Consider the following 21,124-nt stretch of genomic DNA (forward strand, 5'->3'; position numbering starts at 1 on the left):
TCACCCCACCCGGCGCCAGAGTGTGCGGTCCGGCTTGTCCTCCAGCGCGATGCCGGCGGCCGTCAGCTGGTCGCGGATGCGGTCGGCCTCGGCGAAGTTCTTCGCCGCGCGCGCCGCCCGGCGATCGGCCACCAGCGCGTCGATCTCGGCGTCGTCCAACCCCGCGGCCGCCTTCGGACGCCAGCGGAACCACTCCTCCGGATCCTGGTCCAGGAGGCCGAGGAGCCGGGCGCCGGCCAGGAGCTCGCCCTTGAGCCGTGCCTGCACCGCCGGGTCGCCCGCCTTGTTCAGCGCGCCGGCCAGGTCGTGCAGCGCCGCCAGGGCCTGCGGCGTGTTGAGGTCGTCCTCCAGCGCGCTCTGCACCACATGCGGAGCGTCCGAAGGCTCGCTCGCCTCGACCGCCTCGACCGCGCGCAGGGCGCCGTACAGCCGGTCGAGCGCCGCCCGGGCCTGCCGCACGCCTTCCTTGGTGAAGTCGAAGGGCTGGCGGTAATGGCCGGACAGCAGCGTGTAGCGCAGCGCCTCGCCCTGGAACTCCTCCAGCAGGTCGTGCGGCGTGTAGAAGTTGCCGAGCGACTTCGACATCTTCTCGCCTTCGACCTGCACGAAGCCGTTGTGCAGCCAGGTGCGCGCCATCACCGGCGTGCCATGGGCGCAGCGGCTCTGGGCGATCTCGTTCTCGTGATGCGGGAAGATCAGGTCCAGGCCGCCGGCATGGATGTCGAACTCGTCGCCGAGATGGGTCGCCGCCATGGCCGAGCACTCGATGTGCCAGCCCGGCCGGCCGCGGCCCCATGGGCTGTCCCAGCCCGGCTGGTCGCCGGTCGACGGCTTCCACAGCACGAAATCGGCCGGATCGCGCTTGTAGGGCGCGACCTCGACCCGGGCGCCGTCGATCTGCTCGTCGCGGTTGCGGCGGGAGAGCTGGCCGTAATCCGGCATCGACGGCACGTTGAACAGCACGTGGCCCTCGGCGGCGTAGGCGTGGCCCTTGTCGATCAGCGTGCCGATCATCGCCTGCATCTGCGGGATGTGCTCGGTCGCGCGCGGCTGGATGTCGGGCGCGTGCGAGCCGAGCGCCGCGATGTCGTCCATGAAGGCCTGGGCGGTGCGCCGGGTGATGCTGTCGATCGGCTCGCCGCTCTGCCGCGCCCGCTCGATGATGCGGTCGTCGATATCGGTGATGTTGCGGGCATAGGTCACCCGCGGATACAGCGCCCGCAGCAGCCGGTACAGCACGTCGAAGACGACATAGACCCGGGCGTTGCCGATATGGGCGTAGTCGTAGACCGTCGGGCCGCAGACATACATCCGCACATGGCTCGGGTCGATCGGGACGAAGATTTCCTTCGTCCGGGTGAGCGTGTTGTGCAGAGAGAGCGCCACGGGTCGCAGTCCTAAGGTCAGACCTGTCCGGTCGGGACCGCGACGATTACCAGATCGGACCCCTGGCGTCCAAGGTTCCGGCCGCAGGGCAGCCCGGTCAGCGTCGCTTGCCGAACCAGCCCTTGCGCTGCGGCACCACCGGCGCACCCGCCATCAGCGGCGGGCCGGCGGGGGCGCCCTCCGGCTCCTCGAACTGGGCGGTCAGGGACGGGCGGTGGGCGCGGGTTGACGCGGCGGGGCGCGGCGGTTCCGCCACCGCGGGCCCCAGCCGGGCCACGCGGGCGGGCTCGGCCGGCGGCTTCACGCGCAGGCGGGGCGCCGGCTCCGCCGGTCGTGGGGCCGGCGCCGGGTCCGGGCGAAGCGCCGGGGCGGCCGGACGGGCGACCGGCGCCGCGGCCGGGCGGATTTCGGCCCGCGCCGGTGCCGCCGCGCGGCCGAGCGTGGCGCAGTCGACGAACCGGTCGCATTCCGACTGGAACAGCGGGTCCATGCGGCGGGCGGGGCCGATGGCGATCACCCGCTTGCCATGGCGACGCAGACTGCGGACCAGCGGCAGGAAGGCCGCACTGCCGGTCACCAACACCACCGTGTCGATGCTGCGCTCGAGCAGTCCCAGCTCCATGGCGTCGACCACCAGGCGCAGCGAAGCCGCGTCGCGGCCGGGCTCGATCTCGGTGGTCTGCACCTGGTCGAAGCCGTGGCGATGGGCGACGCCGCGCAGGTCGGACAGCGCCGCCCAGTCGGCATAGGCGATGCGGCGGGCCGGGCGGCAGACGGTGCCGAGCGCGCCGAGGATGCGGGCGAGGTCCTCCGGCCCATCATCGACGGACGCGGCGCCCGACAGCGACGCGACATCGAGGAAGACCGCGGCCACCGGCAGCGCCGGGGTGTCCTGAGCAGGCGAAATCTCGTCGGTCATATCGGGCTTCTTACTCCGGACCGCGGGTCGGCGCCAAGAGGGGGATGATTAAGTTTTACGCAAGCTTTAGCGGGTGGGGCGTTCAGGCCACACGGCCGGAGAGCCGGGCCAGCGCCCGCTCCCGCCCGATCAGCGGCAGAAGGCCGCGCAGCTCCGGGCCGTGATCCAGGCCGGTCAGGGCCAGGCGCAGGGTCAGGAACAGCGGCTTGCCCTTGACCCCGGTGCGGTCGCGCACCGCCGCCGTCCATTCGCCCCAGACGGCGTCGCCCCAGGGTTCGGGCGGCAGCAATTCGGCCGCGGCGGCCAGCAGCGCCGCATCGGCGACGACCGGCGTCACCGGCCCGGTGACCACCCGCCACCAGCCGGCGGCGTCCTCGAGCCGCTGCAGGTTCGGGCGCAGCACCGCCCAGGCGGGCTCGTCGACGGCGCCGAGGCCCAGCGCCGCCAGCCGGCCGCGCACCGCCGCGTAGGGCGTCTCGTGCAGGATCCGGCCGTTCAGCCGTTCCAGCTCGGCCGGGTCGAAGCGCGGGATGGTGCGGGAGAACTTGGCGAAGTCGAACTCGGCGACGAGGTCGTCGAGCGAATGCCGCGGCTCGATCGGGTCGGAGGTGCCGAGCTTGGCCAGGAGGCTGGTCACCGCCATCGGCTCGATCCCCTGCTCCCGCAGGCTGCGCAGCGACAGGCTGCCGATCCGTTTGGACAGGCCGTGGCCCTCGGCATCGGCGATCAGCGAGGTGTGGGCATAGGCCGGCGGCGCGGCGCCCAGCGCCTCGGCCAGCTGGATGTGCATGGCGGTGTTGGCGACATGATCCTCGCCGCGCACCACCAGGGTGATGCCCATGTCGATGTCGTCGACCACCGAGCCGATGTGATAGAGCGCCCGCCCGTCTTCGCGCACCAGCACGGGGTCGGAGATGTCGCGGCCGTCGAAATGCACCCGGCCGCGGACCCTGTCGTCCCATTCGATCGGGGCGTCCGCCATCTTGAAGCGCCAATGCGGCCGGTGCCCCTCGGCTTCGAGCCGGGCGCGGTCGGCGTCGGTCAGGGCCAGCGCGGCGCGATCGTAGAGCGGCGGCAGGCCGCGGGCCAGGAGGCTCTTGCGCTTGAGCTCCAGCTCCTCCGCTGTCTCGTAGCAGGGGTAGAGCCGGCCGGCCGCCTTCAGCCGGTCCTGCGCCGCCCGGTAGCGGCCGGTACGGTCGGACTGGCGGGCGAAGCCGTCCCAGACGAGGCCGAGCCAGCGCAGATCCTGCTCGATCGCCGCGGCGAATTCGGCGCTGCCGCGCTCGGTGTCGGTGTCGTCGAGCCGCAGCAGGAAGCGCCCGCCGGTGGCGCGGGCGGCGAGCCAGCAGACCAGTGCGGTGCGGACGTTGCCGACATGCAGCAGGCCGGTCGGGCTGGGGGCGAAGCGGGTGATGATCGGGGCGGAGGTCGGCAAGTCGGTCATGGGCGGGAGATAGCACGATCCGGCCGGCAACGGAAAAGGCCCGGAAATCCGGGCCTTTCCATCGCCGATGATGAGGTCAGGGATCGGCGGCGATCACTCCTCGCCGCTGTCGCCACCCTCCGAACCGCCGCTGGCGGTCATCATGCGGTCGGAGACCAGCCCGGCATTGGCCCGGATCTTGGCCTCGACCGACTTCGCCGTCTCGGGGTTGTCGCGCAGGAAGACCTTGGCGTTCTCGCGGCCCTGGCCGATGCGCTGGCCGTCATAGGAGAACCAGGCGCCCGACTTCTCCACCACCCCGGCCTGGACGCCGAGATCGAGCAGCTCGCCGGTCTTCGAGATGCCTTCGCCGTACATGATGTCGAATTCGACGGCGCGGAACGGCGGCGCCATCTTGTTCTTCACCACCTTCACCCGGGTCTGGTTGCCGGTGACGGTCTCGCGGTCCTTGATCGCGCCGATGCGGCGGATGTCGAGCCGGATCGAGGAGTAGAACTTCAGCGCGTTGCCGCCCGTCGTCGTCTCCGGGTTGCCGAACATCACGCCGATCTTCAGCCGGATCTGGTTGATGAAGACGACCAGGGTGTTGGAGCGCGAGATCGAGCCGGTGAGCTTGCGCATCGCCTGGCTCATCAGCCGGGCCTGCAGGCCGGGCTGGTTGTCGCCCATCTCACCCTCGAGCTCGGCCCGCGGCACCAGCGCCGCCACCGAATCGATGATGATCACGTCGATCGCGCCGGAGCGGACCAGCGTGTCGGTGATCTCCAGCGCCTGCTCGCCGGCATCGGGCTGCGAGATCAGCAGATCGTCGATGTTGACGCCGAGCTTGCGGGCATAGGTCGGGTCGAGCGCATGCTCGGCGTCGACATAGGCGCAGGTGCCGCCGGCCTTCTGCGCCTCGGCCACGGCGTGCAGCGCCAGCGTGGTCTTGCCCGAGCTTTCCGGCCCGTAGATCTCGATGATCCGGCCCTTCGGCAGGCCGCCGATGCCGAGCGCGATGTCGAGGCCGAGCGAGCCGGTCGAGATCACCTCTGCGTCGACCTGGGGCCGCGCCCCGAGCTTCATCACCGAGCCCTTGCCGAAGGCCCGTTCAATCTGAGTCAGGGCGGCTTCCAGCGCCTTGGTCTTGTCCATCGGGGCTCTTTCCACAACACGGAGAGTCGGGATCGACATCACCTGTCCTTTCCAGTTGCATGGCGCCATGCGCCGCGTCAATGCAGCTCTTGTACATGTTTTGTTCCTATCGAGCAAGAGCCGAGGCGCGACGCCCCTTCTGACGCCCCTTCTGCGGCCGCAGCTTCGCAAGCAGGATCAATCCGCTTCGGGCTAACACGGAAACCGGGAGAACGAACCGATGCCGAAGGACGCCACCCTCGACCGCCATCTCGCCCGCATCCAGCGGGTGATCGACCACATCGTCACCCATCTCGACGATCCGATCGACCTGAACCGGCTGGCGGATGTGGCCTGCTTCTCGCCCTATCACTTCCACCGGGCCTACCGGCACCTGCTGGGCGAGACGGTGGCCGACACGGTGCGCCGGCTGCGCCTGCACCGCGCCGCCGGCACCCTCTTGGAGGGCGAGACGGAGGTGGCCCGCATCGCCCGCCGGGCGGGCTATGGCAGCACCGCCGCCTTCAGCCGCGCCTTCGCCGAGCGCTACGGCCGCCCGCCGGGGGCCTATCGCGGCACGCGCCGGTCGTTCCCCTTCGACTCACCCGAAGGAGAGACAGCCATGCCCGACGTGACCTACCGCACCCTGGCGCCGATCCGCGTCGCCGCCGTCCGCCACACCGGCCCCTATATGGAGGTCGGCCGCAGCTTCGACATCCTGATGTCCTGGGCCCGCGCCCGCCAGCTGCTGCGCCCGGGCGCCCGGAGCCTGGGCGTCTATTACGACGATCCGGCCGCGGTGCCGCCCGCCGAGCTCCGATCCGACGCCTGCCTGGAGGTGCCGGAGGGGGTCGCGGGCGAGGGCGAGGTCGTCCTCCGCACCGTCGCCGGCGGGCCGCATGCGGTGCTGCGCCACACCGGCCCTTATGCCGAGCTGGAGCGGTCCTATGCCTGGCTGTACCGGACCTGGCTGCCGACCAGCGGCGCCGAGCCTGCGGAGGCGCCGATCTTCGAGGAGTATCTCAACGACCCGCGCAGCACTCCGCCGGCGGAGCTGATCACCGACATCCACCTGCCGGTGCGGGCGATTCCGGGGGAGCGCTGACGACGCCGGAAGGCCGGATCCGTGGACGATCCGGCCTTCCCCGCCGTCCGATCAGACCTCAGAACGGATAGACGTCGCCGGTCGGCAGCCGGTTCACGGCCAGCGGCAGCGCGGCGTTGGGCTTGCACGTCACCGCCCGCCGCCAGCTCGGCTCTGCGGCGGTGGCATAGGAGCCTTCGGGATACGGGCCGGGGGCCTCCGCCGAGACCGGGTTCGGGCCGGTCGGCACGTTGATCACGTCATAGGCCGGCACGCGCTGCGGCTGCTCGCCGGCCGCCACCGGGACCGCGGCGAAGGGGATGTAGGTGTCGTCCGACTGATCCTCGATCGATGGTCCGGCCGCGGCGCGCCGCGCGGCGCGGCGGTCGCGGGCCGAGGACACCGGAGCCATCGCCACGATCGGGCCCGGCAGCCGCGCCGCCGCGGCGGGCGGAACGGTATAGGGCTGCCCCGGGCCGGCCGCGGCCGGCGGCGCAGCGACCGGCACGGCGGCCGGCGTCAGCGCGACCGGCTGCCCCGGGGCCGCCGCTTCGGCCGGGTAGCAGTTCGGCACCGGCAGGCACTGGAAGCTCGCCCCCTTGCGGCCGTCGACCACGTCCTCGGCCTTGAACACGGCCAGCCGGTTGATCTGGGCGCATTGCGCGTTGGCGTAGATGGCGGCCTGATCCGCACTGTTGATGAAACCCGCATAGTCGACGCGGGTCTCCTTCGGCGTCACCGGATCGATCCCGCAGCCCGAGACGGCGAGAACGGCGGCGAAAAGCGCTGCGCCACGAACCATCGAATAACCTCGATCTGAAAGCCCCTCGGCGCCACCCTAGCACGGACACGCAGCGAGGCGGAGACGAGAACGGCGCCTTCGGTCAAAGATGGCGCCGGGCGGGCGGAACCACACCTTTCGGCCGGGACCACAGACGAGAACGGCGCCTTTCGGCGCCGTGGGATCGATCAATCGTCGCGGTGGGTGCGTTCCAGCCGCTCATGGCGCTCCTGCGCCTCGAGGCTGAGGGTCGCGGTCGGCCGCGCCTCCAGCCGCTTGACGCCGATCGGCTCGCCCGTCTCCTCGCAGAAGCCGTAGGAGCCGTCCTCGATCCGCCGCATCGCCGCGTCGATCTTGGACAGGAGCTTGCGCTCGCGGTCGCGGGTCCTGAGCTCGAGCGAACGGTCGGTCTCGGCGGAGGCCCGGTCGGTCAGATCCGGCTCCTGGATGCCGCCATCCTGCAGGCTGTTCAGGGTCGCATTGGATTCGGCGAGGAGGTCGGCCCGCCACTTCAGAAGCTTGCGCCGGAAATACTCCAGCATCATCGGATTCATGAAATCTTCATCATCCGACGGCCGATAATCCGGGGGCAGAAGCATCGCTGTCATCGCAACAACCACTCACTGTCTGACGTGCCGGCCTTCTTCCGAAGCCTGGGCGGCGCGGAGTATAGGGAGACGCCGGAACGGAAACAATCGAAACGACGCGCGGATCGTATTTTATAACCCGCTGATTTTGTTGGACTTTTGACGACTGCACAAGATCCGTCGCCCCCGGACGCCGCTTCGCCTCGCAGCATCGGGGTGCCGCAGCGGCCCACCGGATCGGGGCCGGTCGGCACATTGCGGCATGCGGCGCCCTGATAGCGCCGAACGGGGCAGGAACGCAAGGGGATCAGAGTATGGCGGAATTCCGATCGGCCATGCGCATGGCGAAGAGCAGCGGTGAACGGATCTTTCCGGGCGGGCCGATCCCCCTGGAAAAGCCCGACCTGCCGCGCGAAACTGCGGCAGGAGCCGACTGCCGGGAGCTGATCGTGAACACCCCCTTCGCCGCACTGTCGATCGGCCTGGCCGCCCTGATCGTCCCGCCCGCCGCCGCCCTGGCCAATGATTCGACGGCGGAGCTGGCGGCCGGCGGGCTTGTGCTGACCAAGACCGCCGACATCGAGATGCGGTCCGAGGAGCTGTTCGTCTCGGCGCAGGAGATCCGGGTCGCCTACCGCTTCTTCAACCAGGCGGCGCAGGACCGGACGGTGACGGTCGCCTTCCCGATGCCGGACGTGACGCTCGACTTCATCGACGGCATGACCTCGGTGCCGCATCCCGGCAGCGAGAACTTCCTGGATTTCTCGACCAAGGCCGACGGCAAGCCGGTGGCGACCGATGTCGAGGTCAAGGCTTTCGGCAACGGCGTCGACCAGACGGCGCTGCTGCGCAGGCTGGGCGTGCCGCTGTATCCCGATGCCGACTATGATGGCCTGACGGCCCTGCCGAAGGCGCAGCGGGACGAGCTGATCGGCCTCGGCCTCGCCGCCGTCAACGAATTCGACGCCGGCCGGGGGTGGGAGCAGCATGTCGTGCCGAGCTGGACGCTGAAGACCACCTACCACTTCCAGCAGACCTTCCCGGCCGGGCGCGAGGTCGTGATCGAGCACCGCTACACGCCGGCCACCGGCCAGAGCGTCGGGTCGGTGATCGGCTCGTCCTACGCCAACGGCAGCACGGAATATGCGAATGACCTGCGGACCTATTGCGTCGACCAGAGCCTCCTTGCCGCCGTCAAGCGGGCGCAGGCCAAGGCCGGCAAGGACGGCATGCCGTTCAGCGAGCAGCGGGTCGCCTACATCCTGACCACCGGTGCCAACTGGGCGGCGCCGATCAAGGATTTCCGCCTGGTGGTCGACAAGGGCGACGCCCGGAACCTGGTCAGCTTCTGCGGCGACGGGGTGAAGAAGATCTCGCCGACCCGGTTCGAGATGCGGAAGACCGACTTCACGCCCGCCGCCGATCTCGCCGTGCTGATCCTGCGGCCGAGCCCGGCCCGGTGAGAGCCCGCAGGCCTCACAGCCGCCAGAGCGCGCTGCGCCGTTCCAGAAGCTTCCGCCGCTGCTCGGCCGGCAGCTTGGGCATGATCTCGAGCGCCGTCCCCTCCACCACGTCGCGCAGATCCTTGAACTTGTCACGCACTGCCGCCAGCGCTGCCGCCGCCTTGCCGGGGTCGTAAGGATCGGCCGACAGCGCCTGGTTCGCCGACGAGCGCAGCCGGCGCATATCGTTCCAGATCGCGTCGGCCTCGGCCCGCCGCTGGTCGAGCAGATGCCCCAGCGCGGTTCGGTCGGGCTCCGGCAGGGTCGCCACAGCCTCGGCCAGCGCCGACGGGCCGGACCGCGAATCCCAGCGCCACCAGGTGGTGCCGATCACGCCGAGCAGCAGGAGGTTGAGCGCGAGCGAGGCGACGAAGGCCCAGCGCCAGGAGCGTGCTGTCACGGCGTTCCTCCGAAGGGCGACACGTCGTCGGCCAGGGCATAGCCGAGGGTCGACGACCAGTCGTCGTCGCTGGCCTGCACCGTCGGCACCATGGCGCCGAGATAGACCCCCACCACCAGCGCGGCGGCGAAAGCGACCGCCGGCCGCCAGGACAGGATCTCCGCGATCCAGCGGCGCGGCCGCGGCGCCGTGTCGAGGATGCGGCCCAGCAGCGCCGCCGAGGGCGGAGCCGCCCGCAGGTCGTTGAGGATCGAGGCCACCGCCCGGGCGTCGGCCATGGCGGATCGCGCCTCGGCCGAGGCCGTCAGCAGCGCCTCCGCGCCGTCGTGGTCGGGCGCCGGCCATCGGTCGATCACCGGTCCGTGCCGGTCGAGCAGATCGAGGAACCGATCGAGCGTCATCTCGGCCATCTCACACCTCTCCCATCAGATCGGCCCGTTCCGCCGCCAGGGCCTGGCGGAGGGCGCGCCGGCCGCGCGCCAGGAGCGATTCCACCGCTTCGACCCCGACCCCGAGGGCCTCGCCGATCTCGCGATTGCCCTGGCCCTCGTAGTGGCTGAGCAGGATCGCCGCCCGCTGCCGCTCGGGCAGCTGGGCCAGCGCCTCGGCGACCCGGCGCGAGACCCGGGCGCGCTGCAGCCCGGCCTCGGCACCGGCGCCGGGGTCCGGCGGCTCCGGCACCGCGTCGAGCGCGACCGAAGGCTGCCGCCGCAGCCGGTCGATTGCCCGGTTGTAGGTGACGCGGGTGAGCCAGGTCGAGACCGTGGCGCTGCCGTCGGGCCGCCAGCGCCCGGCCTCCTTCCACAAGGCCAGGAACGCGTCCTGGGCCACGTCCTCGGCATCGGCGCGGCTGCCCAGCATGCGCTGGGCGAAGGCGAGCAGGCGTCCGAGATGCCGGTCGACCAGGCGGCGGCAGGCGGCGGCGTCTCCTGCCGCCACCGCCGCCACCAGGGCATCGTCGCTCTCGGCCACGCTTCAGTTGCGGTGGGTCTTGAGGTCATCGATCGACAGTGCACCCGTCTTGGCGGTGTCGCGGCGGTCGAAGCGGGCCAGAGCCGGCGCCTCGAATTCGGCCGCGGTCACCTTGCCGTCCTTGTCGGCGTCGAGCTTGTCGAAACGCTGTTCCAGGCGGGGGCGGATCTGCGCGATCATGGCGTCGACATACTGCTCCTTGGTCAGCGCCCCGTCACCTGCCGTATCGAGCGTCTTGAACCGCGCCTCGGACCAGGCCTGGACCTCCGTCCGCTCGACCTTGCCGTCCTTGTTGGCGTCGAGCTGGCGGAAGAAGCCGCCGCGCCAGCCGCCCTCGGGCGCCCCCTCCTGGGCGGCCGCCAGGGCGGTGCCGGCGACGAGGGCGAGCAGCGCGGAACCGACAATCCACTTCGTCTTCATGATGCTCTCGACATTGCGCACCACCATGGGTGCCTTATGGTCCCTTCACGACGCAGAGCGCCGCTTCCGTCGCAAGTCAGACTCCCAGGCGCTTGCGCGACCCCGCGACTTGGCCCACCTCTTGGTGCAGATGCCGATCCGCAACCGGGCGATGCCATGGCCGAATTCACCCTCCTGGACCGCGATGTCCTGCGCCTGACCGGCGAGGACCGCGCCGCCTTCCTGCAGGGGCTGGTCTCCAACGACATGCGGAAGGTGGCGCCGGACCGCGCCGTCTTCGCCGCCTTCCTGACGCCGCAAGGCAAGTATCTGCACGATTTCCACGTGGCCGCGCTGGGCGATGCCTGGCTGATCGACTGCGAGGCCGGGCGCGGCGCCGACCTGTTCCGGCGGCTGCGGATGTACAAGCTGCGCTCCAAGGTCGAGCTGGCCGACGTCAGCGCCGACTGGGCCGTGGCGGCGATCCCGGGCGAGTCCGGCAACGCCGCCCTCGGCCTGTCCGACGAACCCGGCGCCGCACGAGCCCTGGCCGACGGTGCGGCCCATGTCGATGCCCGGCTGGCGGCGCTCGGCGCCCGGGCGCTGCTGCCGAAGGCGACGGCGAAGGCCACGCTGGAGGGTCTCGGCCTGGCCGAGACCGGCCCGGAGGCCTGGGACCGGCTGCGCCTGACCCTCGGCGTGCCCGACGGCAGCCGAGACCTGGTGCCGGAGAAGACGGTGCTGCTGGAGGCGAACTACGATTCGCTGAACGCCATCGCCTGGGACAAGGGCTGCTACATGGGCCAGGAGCTGACCGCCCGCACCCGCTACCGCGGCCTCTTGAAGAAACGGCTGGCGCCGGTGCTGCTGGACGGCCCGGCGCCCGAGCCCGGCACCGTGATCCTGCGCGACGGCCGCGAGGCCGGCGAGATGCGGTCGAGCCGCGACGGCATCGGCCTGGCGCTGCTGCGGCTGGAGGCGCTGGAGGGCGACGTCGGACCGCTGCTGGCCGGCGAGACCGAGATCCGTCCCGCGGCACCCACCGGAAAAGCCGCCTGAGAGACCTCCGCACGCTGGCGACTCACCCTGGCGGCATGGTTTCCTATCCGTTGCGGCGCGTTCTCGCCGCGAGGGGGAGGCAACCATGCGCATCTTTGCTGTCATCGGCCTGCTGCTGTGGGCCGCCACCGCCGGTGCTGCCGAGCCGGCGCTGGACCTGACCATCGGCGGCGAGACCCGCCATTTCACCCGCGACCAGCTGCTGGCCCGGCCCGACGCCGCCACGATCGAGGTGGCGAAGGACGCGATCTACGGCCGCGCCATGACCTATCGCGCCGTGCCGGTGGCAGGGCTGATCGCCGGGCTGACGCCGCCGCCCGACACCGTGATCGAGGCGGTGGCGACGGACGGCTACGCGGCGCAGCTGCCGGTCGACCAGATCCTCGGCACCGATTCGAAATCCGTGATCGCCTGGGTGGCGATCGAGCCGGCGGATGCTCCCTGGCCCACCCTGCCGGAGAAGACGGTCAGCGCCGGCACCTTCTACCTGGTGTGGACCGGGGCCGAGGCGGCGACGGTGCGCAGCGAGCAGTGGCCCTACCAGATGGCCAGGCTGACGACCCAGCCCTCCCCCGCCGCGCGCTGGCCCGAGCTGGCGGTCGACCCGGCCCTGCCGGCGGCCGACCCGATCCGCAGCGGCCAGACGCTGTTCGTCACCCAGTGCCTGGTCTGCCACAAGCTGAACGGCGCCGGGTCGGCCGAGGTCGGGCCGGACCTGAACCGGCCGATGAACCCGACCGAGTATCTGGCGCCGGCGGCTTTGCATGCGCTGATCCGCGACCCGGCCTCGGTGCGCGACTGGCCCGACCGCAAGATGCAGGGCTTCACGCCGGAGCAGATGAACGACCACGAAATCGATCAGGTCATCGCCTATCTGAGGCACATGGCGGGCCGCAAAGGCTGAAGCTCCCTTCCCCGTTTCCGCCGCCACCGGATCTGCTCTAGGGTCGTGCCAGCGACTTCCAGAGGATTCTCTCCCGTGAGCACGCTCGACCAGGTCCTGTCGGCGATCGACGCCGGCCTTGATTCCAGCCTCGACCGGCTGATGGCGTTCCTGCGCCAGCCCAGCATCTCGACCGACCCCGCCTACAAGGAGCAATGCCGCGCCGCCGCCGAGTGGCTCGCGGCGTACCTGGCCGAAGCCGGCATCGCCGCCGAGGTGCGGCCGACTCCCGGCCATCCGATGGTGGTGGGGCATGCCGTCACGGCCGGCGCCGGCCCGTCGGTGCTGTTCTACGGACATTACGACGTGCAGCCGGTCGATCCGCTGGATCTGTGGCACGCCCCGCCGTTCGAGCCGCGAATCGAGACCGGCGCCGAAGGGGTGAAGCGCATCCGCGCCCGCGGCGCCTCGGACGACAAGGGCCAGCTGATGACCTTCGTCGAGGCCTGCCGCGCCTGGAAGGCGGTGACCGGGTCGCTGCCGCTGCCGATCACCGTGTTCTTCGAGGGCGAGGAGGAATCGGGCAGCCCGAGCCTGAACCCGTTCCTGGAGGCCAACCGCCAGGAGCTGTCGAAGGATTTGGCCCTGATCTGCGACACCGGCATGTGGGACCCGAAGACGCCGGCGATCACCACCAGCCTGCGCGGCATGGTGTATGAGCAGGTGACGGTCACGGCGGCCAATCGCGACCTGCATTCCGGCATCTATGGCGGCTCCGCCCGCAATCCGATCCACGTGCTGACCAAGATCCTGGCGGCCCTGCACGACGAGGATGGCCGCATCGCCATCCCCGGCTTCTACGAGGGGGTGCCCGAGACCCCGACACAGCTGAAGGCGCAGTGGCAGTCGATGGGGTTCGACGAGGCCGAGGCCCTCCGCCAGATCGGATTGTCGGTCCCGGCCGGCGAGCACGACCGCGCACCGCTGGAGCGGCTATGGGCGCGACCGACCTGCGACGTCAACGGCATCTGGGGCGGCTACACCGGCGAGGGCGCCAAGACGGTGATCCCGTCCAAGGCCCATGCCAAGGTCTCGTTCCGGCTGGTCGGCGACCAGGACCCGGCTAAGATCCGCGATGCCTTCCACGACTTCGTGCTCGCCCGCCTGCCCGCCGACTGCTCGGCCGAGTTCTGGTCGCGCGACGGCAGCCCGGCGCTGTCGCTGGCGATCGACAGCCCGGCCCTGACCCGCACCCGTGCGGCGCTGCAGGACGAATGGGGCCGCCCGGCGATGCTGATCGGCTCCGGTGGCTCGATCCCGGTGGTGGGGTCGTTCAAGCGCATTCTGGGCATGGATTCGGTGATGGTCGGCTACAGCCTGGACGACGACCAGATCCACAGCCCGAACGAGAAATACGACCTGACCAGCTTCCACAAGGGCATCCGCTCCTGGGCCCGGATCCTGGCGGCGCTGGCGGAGAAGTAGGCCGTAGGTTGGGTTCGCGGAAGCGAACCCAACACTCTTCGCCGCCTGTTGATGTTGGGTTCGCCCAACGGCGAACCCAACCTACGAAGCCGATCACCCCAGGTGGAAGCTGGCCATGGCGGCGATGCGTCCCCGGTCGCTCGGGTGGCGGTCGCCGCCGCGGCGCATGTGGCGCAGCCGGCGCAGCTCCGGCACCTCGCGGCGGCGCAGATGGTCGAGCAGCGCGGCGTGGCTGGAGGGCACGGTGATCGTCATCGGCCCCGCCGGCGCGAGGGCGGAGAGCGCCGCGACCAGGGCCACCGCGGTCTCCTGGTCCTCGGCCAGGACCGGGCCGACCCGGTCGGGGTGGCGCAGCCCGTAGCCGATCACCCGTCCGTCACGGCGGCAGACCACGCCGGCCGGGTGCTCGCGGAACAGCGCCGTGAGCCCGGTCGTGCGGTCCGCGCCGAACACTGCCGAATCATAGGCCGCGACGGCCGGCAGGTCGGCCTCCGTCATCGGCGCGAGGCCGGGCACCGACGGCGCTTCGACCGGCGCCTTCGCCTCCAGCACCACCGAGGCATCGACATCGACGAAGCCGAGCTTCTCGTACAGCGGCGCGCCGGAAGGCGAGGCGTCGAGCAGGATCACGCGGTCGGCCGGCACCGGCGCCAGCGCCGCCTCGACGATGCGGCGGCCGAAGCCGCGGCCCTGCATCGCCGGGTCGGTGCCGACGATGCCGAGATAGGCCACCCGGCCGTAATCCACCACCGCTGCGGCGGCGCGCAGCGCGCCGTCCGCCTCCAGCACATGGATGGCGGCATCTGGCATGCGGGACAGCCGGGCGACGGTCGGCCCGAAGCGCGGGCTGCCATAGGCCGCGGCCAGCAGCGCCGCCAGCGCCTCCGCCTCCTCCGGCCGCATCCGGCGGCAGACCGGCGTCATCCGACCGCCACCAGCACGGCGCCGCCGCCGATCAGCGCCACGCCGAGCCAGGCCAGCCCGGACAGCGACTCGCCCAGCACGATCGCGCCGAACACCGCCACCAGCACGACGCTGAGCTTGTCGATCGGCGCCACCTGCCCCGCCTGGCCGAGCTTGAGCGCCCGGAAGTAGCAGAGCCAGGAGGCCCCGGTGGCGAGGCCGGACAGCACCAGGAAGAGCCAGGTCCGGCCGGAGATCGAGGAGGCCGGCTGGAACTGCCCGGTGGCCGCGACGATGCCGCCGATCGCCAGCAGGATGACGACGGTGCGGATGAAGGTGGCGAGGTCGGAGCTGATCGCCTCGATCCCGATCTTGGCGAAGATCGCGGTCAGGGCGGCGAAGACGGCGGAGAGCAGCGCCCAGAGCTGCCAGGAGGAGAGGAGGTTCATGCGGGTCGACTCGGCTTGCGGGAGCACCGAGCCACCTTGGCCCCGATCCCGAGCGCAGCGGAAGGGGCCGCGGCGATGCGCCAGCCATGTGGCGGCGCATGACGCTTGCGAGCGCCGGACGGCATCGTTATTTTCAAAGAATGGACTTTGACAATGATCCTTCCCGGGGGCCGGCGACGGCGGCGGAGCGGCTGCTCCTGCTGCTGAAGACCCGCGGCAGCCAGAGCGCATCCGCGCTCGGCGCCGCGCTCGGCACCACCGGGGAGGCGGCGCGGCAGCAGCTGGTCAAGCTGGCCGAGGCCGGGTTGGTCGAGTCGGCGCCGCAGCGCGCCGGGGTCGGCCGGCCGGTCCAGCTCTGGTCCCTCACCGCCGCCGGCCACGCCCGGTTCCCCGACGGCCATGCCGAGATGGTGGCCGGGCTGATCGCCGGCGTCCGGCGCGAGCTGGGCGACGCGGCGCTCGACCGGCTGATCGCCGCGCGCGAGGCCGAGACCTTCGCCCGCTATGCCGACGCGGTGGCGGGCGCGACGACGCTGCGCGACCGCATCGCCACCCTGGCTGGCCTTCGCACCCGCGAGGGCTACATGGCTGGGTGGGAGGAAGACGAAAACGGCTTCCTTCTGGTCGAGAATCATTGTCCGATCTGCGCCGCGGCGGCCGCCTGCCAGGGCTTCTGCCGCTCCGAGCTCGACTTGTTCCGCCGCGTGCTCGGGCCGGAGGCCCGGGTGGAGCGCACGGAGCACATCCAGGCGGGGGCGCGCCGTTGCGCCTACCGCATCCTTCCACAACCAAGCCGATCAGAAAGTGAGCACCACCATGGCGTTTGAACTCCCCTCCCTGCCCTACTCGCAGAACGCCCTCGCCGAGCGCGGCATGTGCCAGGAGACGCTGGAGCTGCATCACGGCAAGCACCACCAGGCCTATGTCACGGCGCTGAACGGCTTCGTCGAGAAGGACGATTCGCTGAAGGGCAAGTCGCTCGAGGAGATCGTCACCTTCGCCTACGGCAAGGACAACCTGGCGCCGGTGTTCAACAACGCCGGCCAGCATTGGAACCACATCCTGTTCTGGCAGAACCTGTCGCCGAACGGCGGCGGCATCCCGGGTGCGCTGGAGAAGAAGATCACCGAGGATCTCGGCGGCGTGCAGGCTTTCAAGGACGCCTTCAAGGCGGCCGCGATCGGCCAGTTCGGCTCCGGCTGGGCCTGGCTGGTGCTGGGCAAGGACGGCAAGCTGAAGATCACCAAGACCCCGAACGGATCGAACCCGCTCGCCACCGGCGAGGGCAAGGTGCTGCTCGGCCTCGACGTGTGGGAGCACAGCTACTATCTGGACTTCCGCAACCGTCGTCCGGACTACGCCCAGAACTTCCTCGACAAGCTCGCCAACTACGAGTTCGCCGAGGCCCAGCTCAAGGCCGCCTGACGCCGACACCGCCCGCCAGTCAGGTTTCCTGCAAGGGAACCGGGCTGGCGGGCGCCCTTTTCCGACGGCCCTCAGGGACAGACCTTGGTCGCGCGCACCTCGCTTCGCCTCAACCCGGACCCGCGGCACCCGCCGGCCGTTCCCCGAGCCCGTTTCGCCGAGGCGCTGTCGCGCCTGACCGCGACCATCTGCGTGGTGGCGGCGGCGGAGCCCGACGGCACCCGGCATGGCCGCACCGCCACGGCGGTGATGTCGCTGGCGGCAGACCCGCCGACCATGCTGGTCTCGATCGATCGGACCAGCGCCATGGCCGGGGTGATCGAGGCCACCGAAGGCTTCTCCGTCGCCATGCTGGCCGAGCACCAGGACGAGGTCGCAGACGCCTTCGCCGGCAGGCTGCCGATCGACCGCTCCGAGCGCTTCACCCGCGGCACCTGGTCCGCCTGGCCGTCCGGCCGGCCGAAGCTGGAGGAAGCGGTCGCCGTGATCGACTGCCACCTGATCGGCCTGACCGAGGTGTCGACCCACATCCTGTTCGTCGGCCTCGTCACCGAGGTCGAGACCCGCGACGCCTCCCCCCTGCTCTGGAGCCTGCGCCGCTACGCCGGCGTCGCCGCACGCCCGGCCGCGACGCCCGGGGTGGATGAGGACTGAATCATGGCATTTCAGGCCTGATCCGCAGCATCAGGGTCATGGGCTGCACCGGCGATTCCTGGAATCCGTAGTGCTCGTAGAACCGTTTGGCCCGCTCGTGCAGCGCGTGGACGAGCAGGGCACGGACCCCGGCATTCTGCGAGATGGCCTGGACACGGAGCACTGCATCCTGCAGCAGCGCTGCTCCCAGTGCGATGCCTTGGGCGTGGAGATCGACCGCGAGCCTCGCCAGCATCATCACGGGCACCGGATCGGGCATGTTGCGCCGGACAGCACCGGTCGCATCCCGATGCGCGACGGCCCCTGCAGACAATGCGTAGTAGCCGAAAACGCGATGCTCGGCATCGGCCACGACGAAGGTGCGGCTGGCTCCGCTCAAATGGTTGGCCAGCGCCCGACGCTTCAGCCAGTCGTTGAGCGATGGCTCGCCGCAATCGAACGCGTCGAGGTGGTGGGCTGCAGCCAGAGGCCGTGGCGCCGAGAGCTGCAAGCTCACGCTTTGCCGGTGCGCCAGGGAGCCTTGACGGCCATCAGGCGTTCAAAGCCGGGATTGGCGGCCGGCGGCGCGTCGAGCATGCTCGTGAACTGCCGGAACTTTTCCGCGTCCAGGTTGAAAAAGACCTGATCGAGCATGATCGACTGCGCCCGCTCGCAGGCGGTTTCCAACATGAAATCCGAGCGGCTCTTGCCCAGCAGGTCCGCAGCACGGTCGATTAGATCTCGCTGCTCGGGCAGAGCGCGCAGATTGATGGCGGCATCACGCATGGTCCACCTCACGCTCGCATACACAATTGCCACACAAGATGGAGAATGTGTAGCGAATGTCAATACAACCTACTCGTGCCCGTGCCCGTCCTCCGGCAGGTCGAGCTTGAACGCCTCTTTCAGCTCCGAGATCTGGCCCGGCGACAGCAGGCGCGGGTTCAGGCCGCGCAGCAGCAGGTGCAGCTTCGCCGTCTCCTCCAGCTCCTCGGTCGCATAGACCGCGGCCTCCAGGCTCTCGCCCGCCACCACCGGGCCGTGATTGGCCAGCAGCACGGATGAATAGCGCCCGGCGAGGCCGCGGATGGCGTCGGCCACCGCCGGGTCGCCCGGCCGGTAGTAGGGCACCAGCGCCGTCGCCCCGACCCGCATCAGGTAATAGGCGGTCAAGGCCGGCAGCACCGCCTTCGGGTCGATGCCCGGCAGCATCGACACCGCGACCGAATGGGTCGAGTGCAGATGGACGATGGCGCGGGCCGAGCCGCGCGTCTCGTAGAGGGCGCCGTGCAGCGGGATCTCCTTGGTCGGCTTGTCGCCCGACAGCAGCCGGCCCTCGGCGTCGAGCCGCGACAGCCGCGCCGGGTCGAGGAAGCCGAGCGAGGCGTTGGTCGGCGTCACCAGCCAGCCGCCATCGTCCAGCCGCACGCTGATGTTGCCGGAGGAGCCGGGCGTCAGCCCGCGCTCGAACAGCGAGCGGCCGAAGCGGCAGATGTCCTCGCGCAGCCTGGTCTCGTCCATGGGTCCTTCCTTCCGATACCGGTCAGGCGGTGGCGCCGGCGATGAGCTCGAAGCCGAGATCGACGACCGCCGGCGGCTCGCGACCGCAGACCAGCCGCGCCCCGACCTCCCCCATCTCCACCCGCGGCGAGCGGATGGTGGAGAGGGGCTGCGGCAGCGCCTGGGCCAGGTCGAGCCCGTTGAAGCCGAACAGCGCCACCCGGTCCGGCACGGCGATGCCGCGGGCGAGGCACAGGAAGCAGCCGCCCATCGCCATGTCGTCGTTGGAGAAATAGACCGCGTCGACCCGGTCGCCACGGTCGTCCCGGTCGAGGATGCGGGCCAGCCCTTCCCGCCCGGAGGCGGCGGAGGAGCGGCCCGGCAGCAGCTCGGTCGCGACCAGCGCCGCCGGGCTCTCCGACAGCGCCTCGCGGAAGCCCTCGAACCGCTTGGCTGCGCGCCGGTCATGGCCGAGATCGTGGCCGACATAGGCGAGGCGGCGATAGCCGCGCTCGACCAGATGACGGGCGCTGGCCCGGCCGACCGCACGGTTCGACAGGCCGACGACGATGTCGAGCCCGGTGCCGTCGAGGTCCATCAGCTCGGCCACGCGGATCCCGGCTTTGGCCAGCATCGCCCGGCCGCGGTCGGTGTGCTCCAGCCCGGTGACGATCAGCCCGGCCGGGCGCCAGGCCAGCATCGCCTCGATCAGCCCCTCCTCCCGCGCCGGATCGTAGTCGGTGACGCCGACGACCGGCCGGTACCCGGCGGCGTCGAGCACGCCTTCGACCCCGCGCAGCACGTCGGGGAAGACGATGTTGGCGAGCGACGGGATGATCACCCCGACCAGGTTCGAGCCGGCGGAGGACAGGGTGCCGGCCAGGCGGTTCGGCACATAGCCCAGGCGCCGCACCACCTCCAGCACCCGCTCGCGCGTCTCCCCGGCCACCGGCCCGCCGCGCAGCACCCGCGACGCGGTGATCTTGCTGACCCCGGCGGCGCGCGCGACATCCGCCAGCGTGATGCCCCTGGGATCGGGCCGTCTCGTGCGCGCCATCGGGATCCTGTCTCTGGATTCGCAGCCCATGCATCCGGCATCGGCGTCACGATAGCGGTATCATAGCCAACCCGAAGCCCGAAGGATCTACACGACTTTTCCCTTTGCCGCGCCGGTCAACCTCGTATGATATCGGTATCAATCAATCTGCCGGATGCTGGCCTGCGATGCGATCCGAACGGTCGGGATCGCCGGCCGGGAGATCGGGCGAGGAGAACCGGAGATGCAGAACGCCACTCGAAAGGCCGCCGTGATCGGGCTGGGCTCGATGGGGCTGGGCATGGCTCTGTCGCTGCGCCGGGCCGGATTCGAGGTCGCCGGCTGCGACCTGTCCGCCGCCGCCGTCGAGCGCCTGGTCGCCGCCGGCGGCGCCGGTGCCAAGACCCCGGCCGAAGCCGCCGCGGGCGCCGATATCGTGGTCTCGGTCGTGGTCAACGCGGCCCAGACCGAGTCGGTGCTGTTCGGCGAGGCCGGCTGCGCCGCGGCGATGCCGGAGGGGGCGGTGTTCGTGTCGTCCGCCACCATGGCGCCGGAAGCGGCGCGGACCATGGCCGAGCGGCTGGAGGCGACCGGCCGGCACTATCTCGACGCCCCGATCAGCGGCGGCGCCCAGCGCGCGGCGGAGGGGGCGCTGACCATCCTCGCCTCCGGCAGCGCCGCCGCCTTCGCTGCGGCCCGGCCGGCGCTCGACGCCATGGCGGCGAAGCTGTACGAGCTCGGCGACGCCCCGGGCACCGGCGCCGCCTTCAAGATGGTGAACCAGCTGCTGGCCGGGGTGCACATCGCCGCCGCCTGCGAGGCGATCGCCTTCGCCGCCCGCCAGGGCCTGGACATCCGCAAGGTCTATGAGGTGATCACCGCCTCGGCCGGCAATTCCTGGATGTTCGAGAACCGCATCCCGCATGTGCTGGACGGCGACTATGCGCCGCGCAGCGCGGTCGACATTTTCACCAAGGATCTCGGTATCGTCATGGACATGGCGCGCAGCGGGAAGTTCCCGGTGCCGGTGGCCGGCGCCGCCCTGCAGATGTTCCTGATGACCGCCGCCGCCGGCATGGGCCGGGACGACGACGCCTCGGTCGCCCGGCTCTATGCCCGGATCGCCGGCCTCGACCTGCCCGGCGCGAAGAAGGAGGATTAGGC

Annotated in this window: 25 protein-coding genes; 9 read left to right on the plus strand and 16 right to left on the minus strand. The window is 70.9% G+C overall.

The window, feature by feature from the left end:
• The 4 genes from cysS to recA form a co-directional block, all read right to left on the minus strand.
• Positions 1 to 1,386 carry a cysteine--tRNA ligase gene (cysS, locus tag ACFW16_RS20800; protein ID WP_380308500.1) on the minus strand — a complete coding sequence of 462 codons (1,386 nt, stop codon included), beginning with the start codon at positions 1,384 to 1,386 and terminating at the stop codon, positions 1 to 3.
• Positions 1,387 to 1,483: 97 nt separating this feature from the next.
• Complete coding sequence (locus tag ACFW16_RS20805) at positions 1,484 to 2,305, minus strand: NYN domain-containing protein (protein ID WP_380308502.1); 822 nt, start codon at positions 2,303 to 2,305, stop codon at positions 1,484 to 1,486.
• Between the two features lie 82 nt (positions 2,306 to 2,387).
• Positions 2,388 to 3,749 (minus strand): glutamate--tRNA ligase, encoded by a 1,362-nt coding sequence (gene gltX / locus ACFW16_RS20810; RefSeq protein WP_380308504.1) that lies wholly within the window; start codon positions 3,747 to 3,749, stop codon positions 2,388 to 2,390.
• Between the two features lie 93 nt (positions 3,750 to 3,842).
• A complete protein-coding gene (gene recA, locus ACFW16_RS20815) occupies positions 3,843 to 4,922 on the minus strand; it encodes a recombinase RecA (RefSeq protein ID WP_380308506.1) in 1,080 nt (359 codons plus the stop codon).
• Between the two features lie 181 nt (positions 4,923 to 5,103).
• Here recA and ACFW16_RS20820 point away from each other — a divergent pair, with 181 nt between their 5' ends.
• On the plus strand, positions 5,104 to 5,967 hold the full coding sequence (locus ACFW16_RS20820) for a GyrI-like domain-containing protein (RefSeq protein WP_380308508.1): 864 nt from the start codon (positions 5,104 to 5,106) through the stop codon (positions 5,965 to 5,967).
• A gap of 58 nt (positions 5,968 to 6,025) precedes the next feature.
• Here ACFW16_RS20820 and ACFW16_RS20825 read toward each other — a convergent pair whose 3' ends face one another.
• Positions 6,026 to 6,748 (minus strand): hypothetical protein, encoded by a 723-nt coding sequence (locus tag ACFW16_RS20825; protein ID WP_380308510.1) that lies wholly within the window; start codon positions 6,746 to 6,748, stop codon positions 6,026 to 6,028.
• A 167-nt stretch (positions 6,749 to 6,915) separates the two neighbouring features.
• Positions 6,916 to 7,335 (minus strand): RNA polymerase-binding protein DksA, encoded by a 420-nt coding sequence (dksA, locus tag ACFW16_RS20830; protein ID WP_225768652.1) that lies wholly within the window; start codon positions 7,333 to 7,335, stop codon positions 6,916 to 6,918.
• A gap of 428 nt (positions 7,336 to 7,763) precedes the next feature.
• Here dksA and ACFW16_RS20835 point away from each other — a divergent pair, with 428 nt between their 5' ends.
• Positions 7,764 to 8,777 (plus strand): DUF4424 domain-containing protein, encoded by a 1,014-nt coding sequence (locus ACFW16_RS20835; RefSeq protein WP_380308512.1) that lies wholly within the window; start codon positions 7,764 to 7,766, stop codon positions 8,775 to 8,777.
• A gap of 13 nt (positions 8,778 to 8,790) precedes the next feature.
• Here ACFW16_RS20835 and ACFW16_RS20840 read toward each other — a convergent pair whose 3' ends face one another.
• From ACFW16_RS20840 to ACFW16_RS20855, 4 genes are read right to left on the minus strand one after another with little or no spacing between them, the layout of a single operon-like run.
• Positions 8,791 to 9,216 carry a periplasmic heavy metal sensor gene (locus tag ACFW16_RS20840; protein ID WP_380308514.1) on the minus strand — a complete coding sequence of 142 codons (426 nt, stop codon included), beginning with the start codon at positions 9,214 to 9,216 and terminating at the stop codon, positions 8,791 to 8,793.
• Positions 9,213 to 9,626: a hypothetical protein gene (locus tag ACFW16_RS20845; protein WP_380308516.1), complete on the minus strand. Its 414-nt coding sequence runs from the start codon at positions 9,624 to 9,626 to the stop codon at positions 9,213 to 9,215. Before ACFW16_RS20845 ends, ACFW16_RS20840 begins: the two co-directional genes overlap by 4 nt.
• A 1-nt stretch (position 9,627) precedes the next feature.
• Positions 9,628 to 10,188, minus strand: a complete 561-nt coding sequence (locus ACFW16_RS20850; protein ID WP_380308518.1) for an RNA polymerase sigma factor — start codon at positions 10,186 to 10,188, stop codon at positions 9,628 to 9,630.
• A 3-nt stretch (positions 10,189 to 10,191) separates the two neighbouring features.
• A complete protein-coding gene (locus ACFW16_RS20855) occupies positions 10,192 to 10,608 on the minus strand; it encodes an EF-hand domain-containing protein (protein WP_380308520.1) in 417 nt (138 codons plus the stop codon).
• A gap of 156 nt (positions 10,609 to 10,764) precedes the next feature.
• Between ACFW16_RS20855 and ACFW16_RS20860 the strand changes: the two genes are divergently transcribed.
• The 3 genes from ACFW16_RS20860 (at position 10,765) to ACFW16_RS20870 (ending at position 14,014) form a co-directional block, all read left to right on the plus strand.
• Positions 10,765 to 11,646: a YgfZ/GcvT domain-containing protein gene (locus ACFW16_RS20860; protein WP_380308522.1), complete on the plus strand. Its 882-nt coding sequence runs from the start codon at positions 10,765 to 10,767 to the stop codon at positions 11,644 to 11,646.
• Between the two features lie 85 nt (positions 11,647 to 11,731).
• Entirely contained in the window at positions 11,732 to 12,550 is an 819-nt protein-coding gene (locus ACFW16_RS20865) for a c-type cytochrome (protein WP_380308524.1), read from the plus strand.
• Positions 12,551 to 12,625: 75 nt separating this feature from the next.
• The gene (locus tag ACFW16_RS20870; RefSeq protein ID WP_380308526.1) at positions 12,626 to 14,014 is read left to right on the plus strand and encodes a dipeptidase; all 1,389 of its coding nucleotides are present in this window, start codon (positions 12,626 to 12,628) and stop codon (positions 14,012 to 14,014) included.
• A 93-nt stretch (positions 14,015 to 14,107) separates the two neighbouring features.
• Here the strand turns inward: ACFW16_RS20870 and ACFW16_RS20875 are convergent, their stop codons facing one another.
• A complete protein-coding gene (locus ACFW16_RS20875) occupies positions 14,108 to 14,938 on the minus strand; it encodes a GNAT family N-acetyltransferase (RefSeq protein ID WP_380308528.1) in 831 nt (276 codons plus the stop codon).
• Positions 14,935 to 15,366: an EamA family transporter gene (locus ACFW16_RS20880; protein ID WP_380308530.1), complete on the minus strand. Its 432-nt coding sequence runs from the start codon at positions 15,364 to 15,366 to the stop codon at positions 14,935 to 14,937. Before ACFW16_RS20880 ends, ACFW16_RS20875 begins: the two co-directional genes overlap by 4 nt.
• Positions 15,367 to 15,506: 140 nt before the next feature.
• Here ACFW16_RS20880 and ACFW16_RS20885 point away from each other — a divergent pair, with 140 nt between their 5' ends.
• The 3 genes from ACFW16_RS20885 to ACFW16_RS20895 all read left to right on the plus strand — a co-directional run bounded on the left by ACFW16_RS20885 (position 15,507) and on the right by ACFW16_RS20895 (position 17,445).
• Positions 15,507 to 16,193, plus strand: a complete 687-nt coding sequence (locus ACFW16_RS20885) for a helix-turn-helix transcriptional regulator (protein WP_380308532.1) — start codon at positions 15,507 to 15,509, stop codon at positions 16,191 to 16,193.
• Positions 16,183 to 16,791, plus strand: a complete 609-nt coding sequence (locus ACFW16_RS20890) for a superoxide dismutase (RefSeq protein ID WP_380308534.1) — start codon at positions 16,183 to 16,185, stop codon at positions 16,789 to 16,791. The genes ACFW16_RS20885 and ACFW16_RS20890 overlap by 11 nt, the downstream gene beginning before the upstream one ends.
• Positions 16,792 to 16,875: 84 nt before the next feature.
• Positions 16,876 to 17,445, plus strand: a complete 570-nt coding sequence (locus ACFW16_RS20895; protein WP_380308536.1) for a flavin reductase family protein — start codon at positions 16,876 to 16,878, stop codon at positions 17,443 to 17,445.
• 1 nt (position 17,446) lies between these two features.
• Here ACFW16_RS20895 and ACFW16_RS20900 read toward each other — a convergent pair whose 3' ends face one another.
• From ACFW16_RS20900 to ACFW16_RS20915, 4 genes are all read right to left on the minus strand, one after another.
• Positions 17,447 to 17,941: a GNAT family N-acetyltransferase gene (locus tag ACFW16_RS20900; RefSeq protein WP_380308538.1), complete on the minus strand. Its 495-nt coding sequence runs from the start codon at positions 17,939 to 17,941 to the stop codon at positions 17,447 to 17,449.
• Positions 17,938 to 18,210 (minus strand): DUF1778 domain-containing protein, encoded by a 273-nt coding sequence (locus tag ACFW16_RS20905; RefSeq protein ID WP_380308540.1) that lies wholly within the window; start codon positions 18,208 to 18,210, stop codon positions 17,938 to 17,940. The genes ACFW16_RS20900 and ACFW16_RS20905 overlap by 4 nt, the downstream gene beginning before the upstream one ends.
• A gap of 69 nt (positions 18,211 to 18,279) precedes the next feature.
• Complete coding sequence (locus tag ACFW16_RS20910; protein ID WP_380308542.1) at positions 18,280 to 18,945, minus strand: aldolase; 666 nt, start codon at positions 18,943 to 18,945, stop codon at positions 18,280 to 18,282.
• Positions 18,946 to 18,967: 22 nt separating this feature from the next.
• A complete protein-coding gene (locus ACFW16_RS20915) occupies positions 18,968 to 19,981 on the minus strand; it encodes a LacI family DNA-binding transcriptional regulator (RefSeq protein ID WP_380308544.1) in 1,014 nt (337 codons plus the stop codon).
• A gap of 223 nt (positions 19,982 to 20,204) precedes the next feature.
• Between ACFW16_RS20915 and ltnD the strand changes: the two genes are divergently transcribed.
• Positions 20,205 to 21,122 carry an L-threonate dehydrogenase gene (gene ltnD, locus ACFW16_RS20920; RefSeq protein WP_380308546.1) on the plus strand — a complete coding sequence of 306 codons (918 nt, stop codon included), beginning with the start codon at positions 20,205 to 20,207 and terminating at the stop codon, positions 21,120 to 21,122.
• The last annotated feature ends 2 nt before the right edge of the window (positions 21,123 to 21,124 follow it).

This window comes from Inquilinus sp. NPDC058860 (genome assembly GCF_042743185.1).
Lineage (GTDB): Bacteria > Pseudomonadota > Alphaproteobacteria > DSM-16000 > Inquilinaceae > Inquilinus.